This is a genomic window from Tenacibaculum tangerinum, assembly GCF_029853675.1.
Taxonomy (GTDB): domain Bacteria; phylum Bacteroidota; class Bacteroidia; order Flavobacteriales; family Flavobacteriaceae; genus Polaribacter; species Polaribacter tangerinum_A.
In genome coordinates this window covers 2,071,570-2,086,827 of record NZ_CP122539.1, presented here as the reverse complement: position 1 = coordinate 2,086,827, position 15,258 = coordinate 2,071,570, and the positions used below count along the sequence as shown (strand labels likewise).

General features: G+C 35.0%; 15 protein-coding genes. 9 read left to right on the top strand and 6 right to left on the bottom strand.

Going from position 1 to position 15,258, the window contains the following annotated elements; genetic code table 11:
- The first annotated feature begins 2 nt into the window (after positions 1 to 2).
- The 4 genes from P8625_RS09060 to P8625_RS09045 are packed head-to-tail and all read left to right on the top strand — an operon-like array spanning position 3 to position 2,721.
- Positions 3 to 545: a glutathione peroxidase gene (locus P8625_RS09060; RefSeq protein WP_407704733.1), complete on the top strand. Its 543-nt coding sequence runs from the start codon at positions 3 to 5 to the stop codon at positions 543 to 545.
- A gap of 3 nt (positions 546 to 548) precedes the next feature.
- The gene (locus P8625_RS09055) at positions 549 to 947 is read left to right on the top strand and encodes a DUF2452 domain-containing protein (RefSeq protein WP_279650147.1); all 399 of its coding nucleotides are present in this window, start codon (positions 549 to 551) and stop codon (positions 945 to 947) included.
- 12 nt (positions 948 to 959) lie between these two features.
- Complete coding sequence (locus tag P8625_RS09050) at positions 960 to 1,445, top strand: SRPBCC family protein (RefSeq protein ID WP_279650146.1); 486 nt, start codon at positions 960 to 962, stop codon at positions 1,443 to 1,445.
- On the top strand, positions 1,435 to 2,721 hold the full coding sequence (locus P8625_RS09045) for a cryptochrome/photolyase family protein (protein WP_279650145.1): 1,287 nt from the start codon (positions 1,435 to 1,437) through the stop codon (positions 2,719 to 2,721). The genes P8625_RS09050 and P8625_RS09045 overlap by 11 nt, the downstream gene beginning before the upstream one ends.
- A gap of 34 nt (positions 2,722 to 2,755) precedes the next feature.
- On the opposite strand, the gene alaS is transcribed toward P8625_RS09045, so the two are convergent.
- Positions 2,756 to 5,371 (bottom strand): alanine--tRNA ligase, encoded by a 2,616-nt coding sequence (gene alaS, locus P8625_RS09040; protein ID WP_279650144.1) that lies wholly within the window; start codon positions 5,369 to 5,371, stop codon positions 2,756 to 2,758.
- Between the two features lie 155 nt (positions 5,372 to 5,526).
- On the opposite strand from alaS, the gene P8625_RS09035 reads away from it, so the two are divergent.
- The 5 genes from P8625_RS09035 to P8625_RS09015 are packed head-to-tail and all read left to right on the top strand — an operon-like array spanning position 5,527 to position 8,781.
- Positions 5,527 to 6,495 (top strand): M23 family metallopeptidase, encoded by a 969-nt coding sequence (locus P8625_RS09035; protein ID WP_279650143.1) that lies wholly within the window; start codon positions 5,527 to 5,529, stop codon positions 6,493 to 6,495.
- 22 nt (positions 6,496 to 6,517) lie between these two features.
- The gene (locus P8625_RS09030) at positions 6,518 to 6,847 is read left to right on the top strand and encodes a MerR family transcriptional regulator (RefSeq protein ID WP_279650142.1); all 330 of its coding nucleotides are present in this window, start codon (positions 6,518 to 6,520) and stop codon (positions 6,845 to 6,847) included.
- A 19-nt stretch (positions 6,848 to 6,866) separates the two neighbouring features.
- Positions 6,867 to 7,466 carry a LemA family protein gene (locus P8625_RS09025; RefSeq protein ID WP_279650141.1) on the top strand — a complete coding sequence of 200 codons (600 nt, stop codon included), beginning with the start codon at positions 6,867 to 6,869 and terminating at the stop codon, positions 7,464 to 7,466.
- A gap of 3 nt (positions 7,467 to 7,469) precedes the next feature.
- A complete protein-coding gene (locus P8625_RS09020) occupies positions 7,470 to 7,907 on the top strand; it encodes a TPM domain-containing protein (protein ID WP_279650140.1) in 438 nt (145 codons plus the stop codon).
- 22 nt (positions 7,908 to 7,929) lie between these two features.
- A complete protein-coding gene (locus P8625_RS09015) occupies positions 7,930 to 8,781 on the top strand; it encodes a TPM domain-containing protein (protein WP_279650139.1) in 852 nt (283 codons plus the stop codon).
- Positions 8,782 to 8,884: 103 nt separating this feature from the next.
- Here P8625_RS09015 and P8625_RS09010 read toward each other — a convergent pair whose 3' ends face one another.
- The 5 genes from P8625_RS09010 to der form a co-directional block, all read right to left on the bottom strand.
- Positions 8,885 to 9,253 carry a DUF423 domain-containing protein gene (locus P8625_RS09010; protein ID WP_279650138.1) on the bottom strand — a complete coding sequence of 123 codons (369 nt, stop codon included), beginning with the start codon at positions 9,251 to 9,253 and terminating at the stop codon, positions 8,885 to 8,887.
- Positions 9,254 to 9,277: 24 nt separating this feature from the next.
- A complete protein-coding gene (locus P8625_RS09005) occupies positions 9,278 to 9,874 on the bottom strand; it encodes a nucleotidyltransferase family protein (RefSeq protein WP_279650137.1) in 597 nt (198 codons plus the stop codon).
- Between the two features lie 9 nt (positions 9,875 to 9,883).
- On the bottom strand, positions 9,884 to 10,903 hold the full coding sequence (locus tag P8625_RS09000) for an XdhC family protein (protein ID WP_279650136.1): 1,020 nt from the start codon (positions 10,901 to 10,903) through the stop codon (positions 9,884 to 9,886).
- 110 nt (positions 10,904 to 11,013) lie between these two features.
- Complete coding sequence (locus P8625_RS08995; RefSeq protein WP_279650135.1) at positions 11,014 to 13,788, bottom strand: outer membrane beta-barrel protein; 2,775 nt, start codon at positions 13,786 to 13,788, stop codon at positions 11,014 to 11,016.
- Between the two features lie 76 nt (positions 13,789 to 13,864).
- Positions 13,865 to 15,169: a ribosome biogenesis GTPase Der gene (der, locus tag P8625_RS08990; protein WP_279650134.1), complete on the bottom strand. Its 1,305-nt coding sequence runs from the start codon at positions 15,167 to 15,169 to the stop codon at positions 13,865 to 13,867.
- Positions 15,170 to 15,258: the final 89 nt, after the last annotated feature.

Here is a 15,258-nt window from a genome sequence, read left to right as displayed (position 1 = left end):
GTATGAACACAGTAAAAATAGTTTTAATCATGTCATTATTTAGTTTTTTAGGAAATGCACAAACAGTAACACCAAAAGAATCATTATTTGATGTGAAAATAAGCAGCATAAACGGAGAGTCGTTAGATTTAAGTCAGTTTAAAGGAAAAAAAATACTATTCGTAAACGTAGCTTCTAAATGTGGATTTACGGGGCAGTACGAAGGGTTGCAAGAACTGTACACTAAATACAAAGACAAATTAGTTGTTGTTGGTGTACCATGCAATCAGTTTGGAGGACAAGAACCAGGAACCACCAAAGAAATTCAATCGTTTTGTAGTGTGAATTACGGAGTAGAATTTCCGATGACAGAAAAAATTGAAGTAAAAGGTGAAAACCAACATCCGTTGTACCAATGGCTAACTCAAAAAGAAAAAAATGGGAAGCTAAATTCTTCAGTAAAATGGAACTTTCAAAAATATTTAGTAGATGAGGAAGGAAGACTGATCGATGTTTTTTATTCGATGACCAAACCTTCCAGCAAGAAAATTACCAAACTACTGTAAGCAATGTCTAAAAAACCAGATAATGTTGTTTTTAATGAAGCGTCAGGTGTTTATGACGCTTTTTTAAAACCCTATGCAACGAGTTTTTCGGCTCCTGTAATCAAAGCAACCGATGTCGTAAGCTGGAAAAAGCAGCATGTTCATCAAGCAAACGCTCAGTTTTCAGCAGTTTTTCAAGAACTAAAAAAGCAATACAATAACCTTATTAACGAATACCAATACAACGAAATTATTTACAGTGCTAAATTCAACTTTGAACCCATTGTAGGCAACACGTACCATCTTTATAAAAGAGAAAATCAAGAGTTTTTCTTGTCGATACTTGCGCCTCAAGAGTGCGACTTTAATTTCATAGGAAGTTTTAAGTTGAACTCTGATAAAATTTGGAAAAAAATAACGTAGTATAGTAATAGTATGATACAGTTTAAAAAACATTCAGGCATTTATACATTAGCAACAGAACAAGTTTTAGATGTTTCTTTAGAGAAAGCCTGGGATTTTTTCAGTGCTCCTGAAAATTTGCAAAAAATTACGCCTAGTCACATGGGGTTTCAAATAACTTCAGCAGTAGATAAAAAAGCGTATGCAGGTCAAATAATTACCTACAAGGTTGGCATTTTACCAGGTATTAAGTCTAGTTGGGTAACAGAAATAACGCAAGTAGAAGATAAAGCCTTTTTTATAGATGAACAACGATTCGGACCTTACAGTATGTGGCATCACGAACATTGGTTTGAAGAATTACCAGACGGAAAAACGTTGATGAAAGATAAAATATCATATAAAATTCCGCTAGGCTTTTTAGGACACATCGCACAAGCAATCTTTATAAAAAAACAATTAAAAGGAATTTTTGAACACCGTTATACAACACTAGAAAACTTATTCAATGGAAAATAAGCTAGCTGTTTTTTGGTTCCGAAGAGATTTACGATTAGAAGATAATAAGGGGTTGTTCGAAGCATTACAATCAGGAAAAAAAGTCCTTCCCGTATTTATTTTTGATGAAGAAATTTTAGAAAAATTACCTAAAAATGATGCGCGTGTTTCCTTTATTTATCAAACGCTCAATGAGATTAATGAAAGGCTTAAAGAATATGCATCTTCCTTAGTAATTAAGAAAGGAACCCCTATAGAAGCTTGGGAAGAACTTATAAATGAATATCCGGTCGATTCCGTTTATACTAACAAAGATTATGAACCCTATGCGATACAAAGAGATCAGCAAGTTCAAGAATATCTAGCGTCAAAAAACATTACACTACAGCTTTTTAAAGATCAAGTAATTTTTGAAGAGAAAGAAATAGTAAAAGACGACGGAACTCCTTATACTGTGTATACTCCCTATAAGAACAAGTGGTTGAAACATTTTTCTGAAGAGGTACATGCCCAAGAATACAAAATAGATTTTGATGGTTTTTACGAATTGATCACTAGTTTTCCTTCGCTTCAGGAAATCGGATTCACCAAAAGTACAATTGAAGTAAAACCATACAATTTAAAAGAATTGGATTCGTATGAAAAGTTACGAGATTTTCCGTCAAGAGACAGTACTTCTTATTTATCGCCCTATTTGCGTTTTGGTTTGGTAAGTATTCGTAAAATGGTTCGGTTTGCATGTAAAACAAATGCTACTTTTTTAAGTGAGTTAATTTGGCGTGAGTTTTTTATGCAGATTCTATACCATTTTCCAAAGGTAGTTACTAAGAATTTTCGGGAAAAATACGACGCAGTACCTTGGAGGAATAACGAAGAAGAATTTAAACTTTGGTGTGAAGGAAAAACAGGCTACCCGATGGTAGATGCTGGGATGCGTGAATTGAATGAAACAGGGTATATGCACAACAGGGTACGAATGATAACCGCAGGCTTTTTATGTAAGCATTTACTCATTGATTGGCGTTGGGGAGAGGCCTATTTTGCAGAAAAGCTATTAGATTACGATTTGTCGGCAAACAACGGAAATTGGCAATGGGCAGCAGGTACGGGTTGCGATGCCGCTCCGTACTTTAGAGTATTCAACCCCGAATCGCAACTTAAAAAGTTTGATAAAGACTTACAGTATGTAAAAAAGTGGGTGCATGATTTTGAGGAACTAACCTATCCGCAACCCATGGTAGTACATAAGTTCGCTAGAGAACGAGCGATAGAAACGTATAAAAAAGCATTGCAATAAAAAAAGGTTCAGAATTTTCTGAACCTTTTTTGTATTATACAATATATTCTTTAGCTCTGTCTAATGCTTTCGGAATTCCTCCTGGATTTTTACCGCCAGCCGTGGCAAAGAAATTTTGTCCACCACCACCACCGTGAATGAGTTTTCCTAATTCTCTAACAACCTTACCCGCATCGTAGCCTCTTTCATTGGCCAACTCTTTAGAAATATAGCACGTTAACATGGCTTTTTCTTTCGTAGGAGCAGTGGCAAATACCACAAAAAGATTGTTTATTTCACCTCCTAATTCAAACAATAAGTTTTTAATACTGTTCGGGTCTAAATCTACTTTTGTGGCTAAAAACTGAACTCCATTTATTTCTTGTAACTGATTTTTAAGTTCAGTTTTCATGTTTTTAGCCTTGTCTTTTAATAGTTGTTCTACCTGTTTTTTAAGCTGGGTATTTTCATCTTGCAGGGCACTAATAGATTTGCTAACATCTTTCGGATTTTTCAAGAGTTGCTTTACCGTATTAAAGTTACGTTCAACATCTTCAAAATAATCGCCCACCGCCACATTGGTAATCGCTTCTATTCTTCTAATTCCGGCAGCTATTGCACTTTCCGACTTTATCTTAAAATACCATATATCTCCTGTTTGTTTTACGTGGGTGCCTCCACATAACTCCATCGATTTTCCAAAGCGAATGGAACGAACACTATCTCCGTATTTTTCACCAAACAAAGCAATAGCTCCTTCATCAATAGCTTGCTGCATCGGAATATTTCTTTTTTCTTCCAATGGTAAATTCTCACGAATACGAGCATTTACAAAGTCTTCTATGTCTTGCAGTTCGTCTTGGGTTACCTTAGAAAAATGAGAAAAATCAAAACGCAAGTGTTTTGGGTTTACCAAAGAACCTTTTTGTTCTACATGCTCTCCTAAAACAGTTCGTAACGCTTGATGCAATAAATGCGTAGCAGAATGATTATTTGCTGAGAGCTCTCTAAACTTTTTGTTTACAACAGCTTTGAAGGTGTCGTTTACATTTTTAGGAAGGTTTTTACTAAAATGAATAATTACATTGTTTTCTTTTTTAGTATCTAATATATAGGTCATATCTCCGTTAGGAGCCTCTAAATACCCAACATCACCTACTTGTCCACCCCCTTCTGGATAAAAAGGAGTCATATTAAAAACCAATTGATACTGGTCTCCGTCTTTTTTTGTGGTCACCTTTCTGTAACGAGTGAGTTTTATGTTCGTAGTTAAGATATCGTATCCGATAAACTCTTCAACATCATCTTCCTGTAAAACAACCCAATCACCTGTTTCACTAGCAGAAGCAGCACGAGAACGTTCTTTTTGAGCTTTCATACCAGCATTGAACTCGTCTTCATTCACTTCATACCCTTTTTCACGAGCAATTAACTGTGTTAAATCTAGCGGAAATCCATAGGTGTCGTATAATTCAAAAGCACGTTTACCAGAAACCACTGTTCCTTTGGTAGTTTCAATAACTTGATCTAATAATAGTAAGCCTTGGTCTAGCGTGCGTAAAAAAGAAGCTTCTTCTTCTTTAATTACATTATGTACTAAGGTGCCTTGCTTTTTTATTTCAGGAAACGCTTTTCCCATTTGCAGGGATAAGGTTTCTGTTAATTTATAAATAAAAGGTTCTTTTTGGTTTAAGAACGTAAATCCATAACGAATAGCACGACGTAAAATTCGACGAATCACATACCCTGCTCCATTGTTACTAGGTAACTGTCCGTCGGCAATAGCAAAAGCTACGGCACGAACATGATCGGCAATAACACGAATGGCTACATCGATTTTTTCATCTTTCCCATACTTAGCTCCTGTAATCGTTCCGATTTCTCGAATTAAAGGGGTAAATACATCGGTATCGTAGTTCGATTGAACTCCTTGTAAAACCATGCATAAACGCTCAAAACCCATTCCGGTATCAATATGTTTTGCAGGAAGTTCTACCAAAGAGCCATTTGCTTTACGGTTGTATTGCATGAATACCAAGTTCCATATTTCAACAACTTGAGGGTGATCTTCATTGATTAACAACTTTCCGTCAATCGTAGCTTTTTCTTTTGCTGAACGAATATCTACATGAATTTCGGAACACGGACCACAAGGGCCTTGTTCGCCCATTTCCCAGAAATTATCTTTTTTATTGCCCATTAAGATACGGTCTTCAGCAATGTATTGCTTCCAAATATCGTATGCCTCTTGGTCCATTTTTGTACCGTCCTTTTCATCTCCTTCAAAAACAGTTACATACAAAATATCTTTATCTATTTGGTATACTTCAGTCAATAATTCCCATGCCCAAGCAATCGCTTCTTTCTTAAAGTAATCTCCAAAACTCCAGTTACCCAACATCTCAAACATGGTGTGGTGGTATGTGTCGTAACCTACCTCTTCTAGATCGTTGTGTTTACCAGAAACTCGCAAGCACTTTTGACTGTCAGAAATTCTGTTGCTTTTTGGCGTAGCGTTTCCCAAGAAAAACTCTTTAAAAGGAGCCATACCAGAGTTGGTAAACATTAAGGTAGGATCGTTTTTTAACACCATAGGTGCTGATGGAACAATTGTATGCTGTTTTGATTTAAAAAAATGTAAAAATTTAGCTCTAATATCTTGAGATTTCATACAACTCTAGGTATCTGTATTTTGTTAAAATTTGTTTAAAAAACTGCTTGTAAAAAGAAGTTTTAAAAGATTTTGTAAATTTGTGAGTTTTCAAATTGTATATCCTACTGATGGATGTCTAATTTAAAAAGCACAAAAATAGTACATTTAGCATTATGGCAAAAGTAAAATATTATTACGATCCAGAGACGTTATCGTATCGAAAGATAGAGGTACAAACAATTGAAAAATATAAGAAAACTTTTTTAGGTTTACTAAGTGTTATATTAATTGCTTTCTTTGGTTTCATAGGGTTTAGCCAGTTTTTAATGTCTCCTAAAGAACGCGCACAAAAAAGAGAGCTAGAAAATTTAAAATTGCATTATGAATTGCTTTCTAAAAAAATGGAAGAAAGCGCCCAAATATTAACAGACCTACAAGAAAGAGATAATAATATTTACAGAACCTATTTTGAAGCAAGCCCAATACCCGAAGAACAGCGCAAAGCTGGTTTTGGTGGTGTAAATAGGTACAAACACTTAGATGGGTTTGATAACAGCGCTATGGTTAAAAAAGTTACCAAAGAGTTAGATATTTTATCAAAACAAATGGTAGTTCAGTCTAAATCGTTAGACGAAATCGTATCGTTAGCCAAAGAAAAAGAGAAGATGTTAGCTTCGATACCTGCCATTCAGCCTGTAAAAAATGAAGATTTAAAAAGAATGGCTTCAGGTTATGGCATGCGTTTGCACCCCATATTAAAATCGTGGCGTATGCACAAAGGAATGGACTTCACAGCTCCTACAGGAACTCCGATTTTTGCTTCTGGTAATGGTGTTATAAAAAAGGCACACCGAAGCTCTACTTATGGTAAAGTAGTGTACATAGATCATGGGTATGGTTATGAAACCATTTATGCACACATGAGCGAAACCGTAGCAAGAGAAGGACAAAAAGTAAAAAGAGGCGATTTAATAGGTTATGTTGGAAATACAGGACGCTCTGCTGCACCTCATTTGCACTATGAAGTACATAAAAATGGAATAGCAGTAAACCCTATTTATTATTACTACGGAGATTTAACTCCTGAAGAGTTTATAGAGATGCAAAAAGCATCACAACAAAAAGGGCAGTCGTATGACTAAGTATTGATTAATGCTGTGAAAAATGTATGTAGACTTACCTGAGAAGAGATATTATAAAATAGGAGAAGTAGCAAAAGCTTTTGGCGTAAATAGCTCGTTAATTCGATTTTGGGACAAGGAGTTTGAAATTATTAACCCTAAAAAAAATGCCAAAGGCGATCGGTTGTTTACACAAGAAGATGTACAAAATTTTAAAATTATTTACAATCTGGTAAAAGAAAGAGGATTTACTTTAGATGGCGCAAAACAAAAACTAAAGAAAAACCCAGACGGAGTCTTAAATAATCAGGAAATTATTAGTAGATTAGAAACGGTAAAAGCAGAGTTAATAAAAATCAAAAATCAATTATAACAATAAACAATCAAAAATTATGAAAAAATTACTTCCTATCATTATCCTTGCTATTATAGGATTTGGAATCTATGGATGGGCAAAAGGATTTTACAACACAGGTATTACGTACCAAGAAGATGCAAAAACAGCTTGGTCTAATGTAGAGAGTTCATATCAACGACGAAATGACTTAATAGGAAATTTGGTAAAAACGGTACAAGGAGCAGCCGATTTTGAAAAAAGCACCTTGACAGATGTAATCAATGCCAGAGCGAAGGCTACTTCGGTAAATATTGATGCTGGTAATTTAACGCCAGAGAAAATGGCGCAATTCCAACAAGCACAAGCAGGGTTAAGCGGCGCTTTATCTAAACTATTGGTATCGGTTGAACGCTATCCTGATTTAAAAGCAAATCAAAACTTTTTAGAACTACAAAGTCAGCTTGAAGGAACTGAAAACCGAATTAATGTAGCTCGCGATCGTTATAATGAAAGTGTAAATAAGTATAACAAACATATTAAAATGTTTCCAGGGAACTTGTTAGCGGGTATATTTAATCTTACTGAGATGGCACGTTACAAAGCAGATCCAGGCTCGGAGAACGCTCCTGATGTAAACTTCGATTTTAAAAATTAATAGATGTCTGTTGTAGAAGATTTTCTTACGGCGAAAGAAGAAGAGGAAATCGTTCTAGCGATTAGACAAGCAGAACGAAATACTTCCGGTGAAATCCGTGTACATATAGAGCGAACAAGTAAGATTTCGCATTATAATCGGATGCTGGAAGTGTTTCAATTGCTTAAAATGTTCAATACAAAAGAGCAAAATGCGGTGTTGATTTACATCGCAGTTGACGATCATAAGTTTGTGATTTATGGAGATAAAGGTATTGATAAGGTCGTTCCTGAAAATTTTTGGGAAACTACGAAACAAGCCATTCAAAACCATTTTCAACACGGAAATTTTAAGCAAGGAATTATTGATGGAGTAATAAAAGCAGGAGAAGAATTAAAAGCGCATTTTCCGTGGACTATTGATGATGAAAATGAGTTAAGTGACGAAATATCAAAAGTATAAAGTCTTTGCAGAAGCAAAAAATATGATAAAGAATAGTACGGTAGTAGATAGAAGAAACTGTAAGATGTCAAGCTTAAAAGGTGTTCTTTTTTTTGTAGCATTTTTATGTGCACACACTCTTTTCTCACAAGGATTCAAAATACCTGATACACCCGATTTTCAAACCAGTGTATACGATTATATCAACCTATTATCACCCAGTCAAAAAGCAAGTTTAGAAAATAAGCTAATTAAGTATTCCGATACCACTTCAACACAAATAGTAGTAGCGATTATAAGCTCTACACAAGGAGAAGAGATAGGGTATTTGGCTACCAATTGGGCGCATAAATGGGGGATAGGAGGAAGTGAAGAGAAAGACAATGGAATATTCATGCTGTTAGCCAAAGACGACCGAAAAATAACCATTCGAACGGGCTACGGAACCGAACACTTATTAACCGATTATGTTTCTAGACAAATTATAGAATACAACATTATTCCTTACTTTAAACAAGACGACTATTACGCTGGGTTAAACAGTGGAGTAGATGCTGTTTTTAAGGTGATGAGCGGTGAGTACCAAGGGAGCCGAAAAGAAACAGGAGGAGGAAATTTCGGATTTATTGTATTTGTCATTATTCTCATCGTATTTTTTATCATTATTTCTAACGCAAATCGAGGCAATCGTGGAGGGGGAAGAGGTAATTATCGTAGAACAGACTCGTTGAATGACATTTTTGATACGATTATTTTAAGCAATGCTGGTAGAGGAAGCTACGGAAGAGGTGGTTACGGCGGAGGTTCGTCAGGAGGTTTTGGAGGCGGAGGTGGCTTCGGTGGAGGCTTCGGCGGCGGCGGCTTCGGTGGTGGTGGTGCTACTGGTGGTTGGTAGTTTTGTACGCTGTAATCCGATTTTTTTTAGGTCTTGTGTGTTTATTTATAAAGGTAGATTTGAATATATCGTGTTTGATTTTTAATTGATTAAATGTGATGTTTTATAAAAACTCTAGTAACAAGCTTATCCATCCAACAATTAGTAGCAAGCCACCCAAAGGGGTAACAGGTCCTAAAAATTTCATTTTTTTACCTGTTGCACTCGATAATACCAAACCATAAATACTAAAGGAAAATAAAAAAGTGCCTACAGTAAAAGCATAATACAATACCAAACCAGGCGTTTCAAAATAACTTCCAGCGAATAATAATACCAATGCGTGATACATTTGGTATTTTACCCCTGTTTCAAATGATTTTATCTGTTCTTCAGTTGCTATTTTCTTCAAAGCATGTGCGCCAAAAGCACCCAATACTACAGCAAATAGTCCAAATAGAGCTCCCGTAATCAATACAATTTGTGGTGTCATATTTTTTAAATAAAAGTAAGGTTTTTAATATAAACGAGGGTTTTCTAGTAGGTTTTTGTAATCTTCTGGGGTATCGATATCTACTAGGTTGTTAGAGATAGTTGTCTTTATAATTTCAGCAGTAGGGCTTTCTAAAAAACTTTTAGCTCCTTTGTCTCCTTTCAAATTCATCAAATTATGAAAGTACTTTTTTGGAAAAATAGCAGGAACTCCAACGGTATGTTGGTATTTGGAAGCAATTATTTTTAAAGGATTTTTTTCTGAAATTTCAATGAGAGAATTAAGATATTCAAAAGTAACATGAGGTTGATCTGCCAGCATAATTAGCACTGTATCGAAGTTTTTTTCTTGTATGTATTCAATTCCTTTAGCAATACTAGTACTTAATCCGTTTTTATAGTTCGGATTGTAAATTATTTCGATAGGATGGTGTTTAATTTTTTCTTGAATAGTTTCTTTATTCGCTCCTAAAACACAATACACATTTTTTACAACGGATTTTTGGGCTTGCTCAATTGCGTGTTCTAGTAAGGTAGTATTTTTATAAGGAAGTAATTGTTTTGTTTTTCCCATGCGAGAGGCACTTCCAGCAGCCATGATAAGAATTACCGTATGTATCATGTTAACAAATTAATTATGGATTTTTCCTGTAACTTTTTTCAAAGAAAACACTTCTTTGTTACGAATTACCGATAGAATTTCTGCAAGAATAGACAAGGCGATCTCTTCGGGAGTTTCGGCGCCAATGTTCAATCCTGCGGGTGTGTGTATCTTGTCTAAAAAGTCATCAGAAATATCAGGTGAAAAATCGAAGAGTTCGTTCAGTAATTTTTCACGTCGCTTAGCAGCCCCTAGAATACCGATATACGCAGGTGTATATTCTTGCAATTTAATTAACCATCGTAAGTCGTAGGTAAAGTTATGGTTCATAATAACAATGGCTGTATGCTTGTTTATATGAGAAAGTTGAATTGTTTCTGGGGTTTGTGCTGTGACCGATTTTGCTCCTGGAAAATCAGCTAAGGTTTTAGGGTCTTTTATAGAACAAACCACCGCTACTTCCCACCCTAAATGGGTTGCTTGTGTACACAACTTAACTGCATCGTGTTCACCACCAATAATTAGTAGACGAAATAGGGGGGGTAATAATTGCTTGAAAATAGTGAGCTCAGCTGTTTTATCAAGAGAAAAAGCTGTGTTAAAAGAAAATTTTTGTGAATTATTAAATTCTATGATACTACCAAAATTACCCAATGCTTCGTCTTCTTTTGTAAAGAATGATGTAATGGTATATGCGTTTCTTTCTTTGTTATTTTCAGAAAAGGCACTGACAAATTCTGGAGAGATAACAAATGGCTCTAACAAAACATATAAAATTCCTTCGCAGCCTAAACGATAGCGACCGTCATAGGCTATTACTTTAGGAATGTTATTTTTAAAAACGGATTGTGCTCTGCGTTGTACTTCTTTTTCTACACAACCTCCGCTTATAGCACCGCTTATTTTTCCGTCAGAAGAAAGCAACATTCTAACTCCGGGTTTTCGATACGAAGACCCGTCTAAATCTACAACGGTTGCCAGTATATTAGTTATTCCTTTTTGTTGATTTACAAAAGCTTGCTGTATTATTTCTTTGAGTTCGTGTGTCATTATATCATAAAAAGCGCTCTTAAAAATACGCTTTTTATCATGTGGTTAAAAATAAAATAGTTTAAGTACGTTGCATTACATAGTAAATTCCTTTAAAACCCATAAAGGAGTTAAAAATGAAAATCATATTCTTTGATGCTTCCTTTTTTTCCAAGGCTATTGAATTTCCAGCTAAACCCGAGCATAAAGTATTGTTGTAACACCGTGCTTTCAGAATCTTCTATGTAGTTTGCCGAAGCAGTACGACGAACATTGTTATTTTGGTTCAGTAAATCGTACGCCTTTAAGCTAATGGTACCTTGGTCTTTGAATACAGAGTAGGCGAGTGTAGCGTTCCAAAACCAAGCAGATTTGTTAAAACCAATTACATTTGGGTTGTAGGTGTATCGAACATCGTTTCTCCATTCTAGCTTTTTTGGAACATTAGTTCTCGTTCTAATATTAACTAAATGTCTTGTAAAATTTTGATTTTGATTCTTATTGATGTCGTATTTTGTATTTGAAAAGGAAATATCGTAACGAGTTTCTATGCTTACGAGTTTGTTCCAATTAAATGTGGCTCTTATGTTAGGTTGTAAAGAAGTAGTTCTAGCTCCTTCTTTAATAGTATTTAAAATATTAAAGTTTTTATTAGCGTTAAGGTACGCTCCAACTCTAAGATTAATGCTGGTAAGAGAGTCTAGTTTAATTCTTTTACTGTAATTACCACCTCCCCAAGCATCATATCCACCATCTGTGTTTTCAAAAGTAGTATTTCTAACAAGGTCATCACCAATAGTAGTATTGCTAATTATCTGGTCTTTATAAAGAGTACCACTTACATAAAACCAAAACCCTGTTCGAGCTTGCCAGTTATATTTATTAAAATTCATATATACTCGGTGATTCTGCGTAGGTTTTAAGTTTGGATTACCCGTAATTATATTTGAGGGATTGGTAACGTTTGAAAAAGGTTGAATTTGATTAATACTAGGAGCATTGTTGTTTATATAATAGTTAACATAAACAGAGGCTTTGGAGTCGAATCGATACCTAAAGCTAGCGTCTAAATTTAGGTTGTTGTATTTTTTTTCTAAACTTAATTCGGGGCGTAATTTATCGTTGTTTTCTAGTGTTCTGTTTATAAAACCAGTTTCGAAGTTTACGTTCCACTTTTTTGTTTTATAAACTAATTCTAACGAGGGTATTTTTGCAATGTCGTTATAGATAAAGTCAGAACTTAAATCAGTGTTAAAATCACTGTATTGTTGTGTGGTAGTATTAAAGTCGAAGGTATTATTTATATTTTCTCGCTCGTTACGCAGGTAGGTGTATTTGGTGTCTAAAAAGAGTTTTTTAGCAACCAAAGGAAAACGATAAGTAAATCGTGTATTGAGTCCCATTAAGTTGCTTTCGGTAGCGCTTTTTTGATCTCTAATTTCAGTACTCGGATTGCTTCCAAAAACTTCTATGGTAGACTTGTTAATGCTTTCAGTATCTGCTTTATCAATACGATTGGTTACCGAGGCTTTAATAAAAGAACCTTTTGTGCCCAATTTTTTAGTAATATCTAAGCTGTTTTGAAAGTTATTTGCTTCTGATTCTGAGTAGGCGGAACTGATAAAGCTATTCGTAAGCGTATTATTTGCGTCTAAAGATTCTTCTTGTCTGCGGCTGCTTCCTTCTCTTTTGTTAAATACAAAAGAAGGGTTGATATTAATCAAAAAAGTTGAATCTATTTCGATGTCAAAATCTGTGTCAATACTATGATTGTGGTTTTCATCAACGGAAGTAGTGGTAGAGTTCGAGAAATACTTTCTATCTGGGAGGGTGTATTCTCTACTACTTTTTGATTCGTTGTTAGAGCTACTTCCTGAATAAAAATAGTTTGTGTTTGCATCGAGACCTTTTCCGTATTCATCAGCGTAGGTAGCACCAGCAGTTTTGGATTTAATAATACCGCTACCCCCTCCAAAACTTCTTCCGTTAACATTAAAACCACCATTACCATTAATCCAGATATTGCCACCGCCTCCAAACATTTTTCGAATTTCTCCAAAACTAAATCCAGGAGAGTTGATGTTGTTGGTACTCGCTAACACACTAAATCTTTGGTCGTTATCAAAACGGTTTACCATGGCTGCTCCTTCAAAACGTTCGTCTGTTCCAATACCACCTGAGACTCTACCAAACCACCCTTTATTATTTTCTTTTTTAATGGTAAGGTTGATAGTCTTGTTGTTCGTATCGCCTTTTTCTCCTGCAAATGCTTCTGATTTTGATTTTGTATCGGTTATTTGAACTTTTTCAATAATTTCTTTGGTTAAATTTTTAGTAGTAATGCTGGGGTCGTTTCCAAAGAAGGGTTTGCCATTTACCAATATTTTATTAACCTCTTTTCCGTTTACGGTAATTTTTCCATCTTCATCTACTTCAACGCCTGGTAACTTTTTTAAAAGATCTTCTACGGTAGCATCTTTCTTTGTTTTAAAAGATTTTACATTAAATTCTAAGGTGTCTTTTTTTATCGTAATGGGTGCTCTAGATTTTACAACGACTTCGTTTAATAAATTACTTTTTTCTTTTAAAAGTACAGTTCCTAGATTCAAGTTAGGAGTTTTATCTAACTGTATCGATTTGGAATAATCATCCATACCTATATAAGAGATAAACAACTTTACATTTTTATGATAGGTTTTACCTTCTAAAGAAAATAATCCTTTATTGTTTGAAATGGTGTAGGTAACGACAGTGCTATCTTTTGCTTTTTCTAAATGAATGGTTGCGGCTTCGATAGGAGTTTTATCTTTTTCTGATGCAACAACACCTGTGATTTTAAATTGATACGATTGGGCAAAAATTGAACTAGCGAAAAGTAGTGTAAAAGCAAAAAGTAGTTTTTTCATTATTTATAGCAATAAAATTTAACAGGCTACAAATAAAAAGAAAAACTACCTTTTTTATTGTTAAATAACGTTAAAATTATTTTTGTCGGAAATAGATACTCATAGGAACACCATTAAAATTGTAATGTTCACGTAATTGGTTTTCTATATAACGCTTGTATGGGTCTCTAATATATTGAGGTAAGTTCGCAAAGAAAGCAAACTGGGGTGTATGCGTTGGTAGTTGCATACAGTACTTTATTTTTATGAATTTACCTTTGGTTGCTGGAGGCGGATTGTGTTCTATAATCTCCAACATTGTTTCGTTTAACTTACTTGTTTGAATACGACGTTTTCTGTTTTCAAAAACCTCTACAGCGGTTTCAATTGCCTTGAAGATACGTTGTTTGGTTAATGCAGAAATAAATATAATAGGAACATCGGTAAAAGGAGCGATTGCCTGACGAATTGTAGCTTCAAAATCACGCATGGTATTGGTTTCTTTTTCAACCAAATCCCACTTATTCACCAAAATAACAATTCCTTTTCGGTTTTTTTCTGCTAGCCAAAATATTTTTTCATCTTGCCCTTCAAAACCACGAGTTGCATCAATAACCAGCACAGCAACATCGCAATGCTCAACAGCACGCACGGCACGCATTACAGAGTAAAACTCTAAATCTTCTTTTACTTTCGATTTTTTTCTAATTCCAGCCGTATCTACTAAATTGAATTCAAATCCGAAACGATTGTATTTGGTATCGATAGAATCTCTAGTTGTTCCTGCTATATCGGTAACAATATTTCTGTCTTCTCCAATTAATGCATTGATAAATGATGATTTCCCTGCATTTGGGCGTCCAACAACAGCAAAACGAGGAAGTTCTTCTTTTTCTTCATCTTCTTCGGGTTCAGGAATTTCTTCGGCAATGGCATCTAACAGTTCTCCTGTTCCGCTTCCATTTATTGAAGAAATGGTGTAGTAGTCTCCTAAACCAAGGTTGTAAAACTCAACAGCATCGGCATCGCGCATGGCATTGTCAACTTTGTTAACTGCTATGAATAGAGGTTTTTCAACCTGACGCAAAATTTTAGCAACTTCGGCATCCATTGGAGTAATGCCTTGCTCAACATCTACTACAAAAACAATAATATCGGCTTCTTCGATAGCCAACTGAACTTGTTTGCGTATTTCTCCTTCAAAAATATCATCAGAACCAACTACATACCCCCCTGTGTCAATTACAGAAAACTCTTTTCCGTTCCATTCAGATTTTCCGTAATGACGATCTCTCGTAACTCCACTAACAGAATCTACAATAGCTTCACGGCGCTTTACCAATCGGTTAAATAAGGTAGATTTTCCTACGTTTGGTCTTCCTACAATCGCAATAATACTCATTTTGCAAAAAATTTATGCAAAGATACAATTTAGTAAATGATTTGTGATGAGTTTTAAGGAGTATATAGTTTTTGCTATATTGCTGGGAC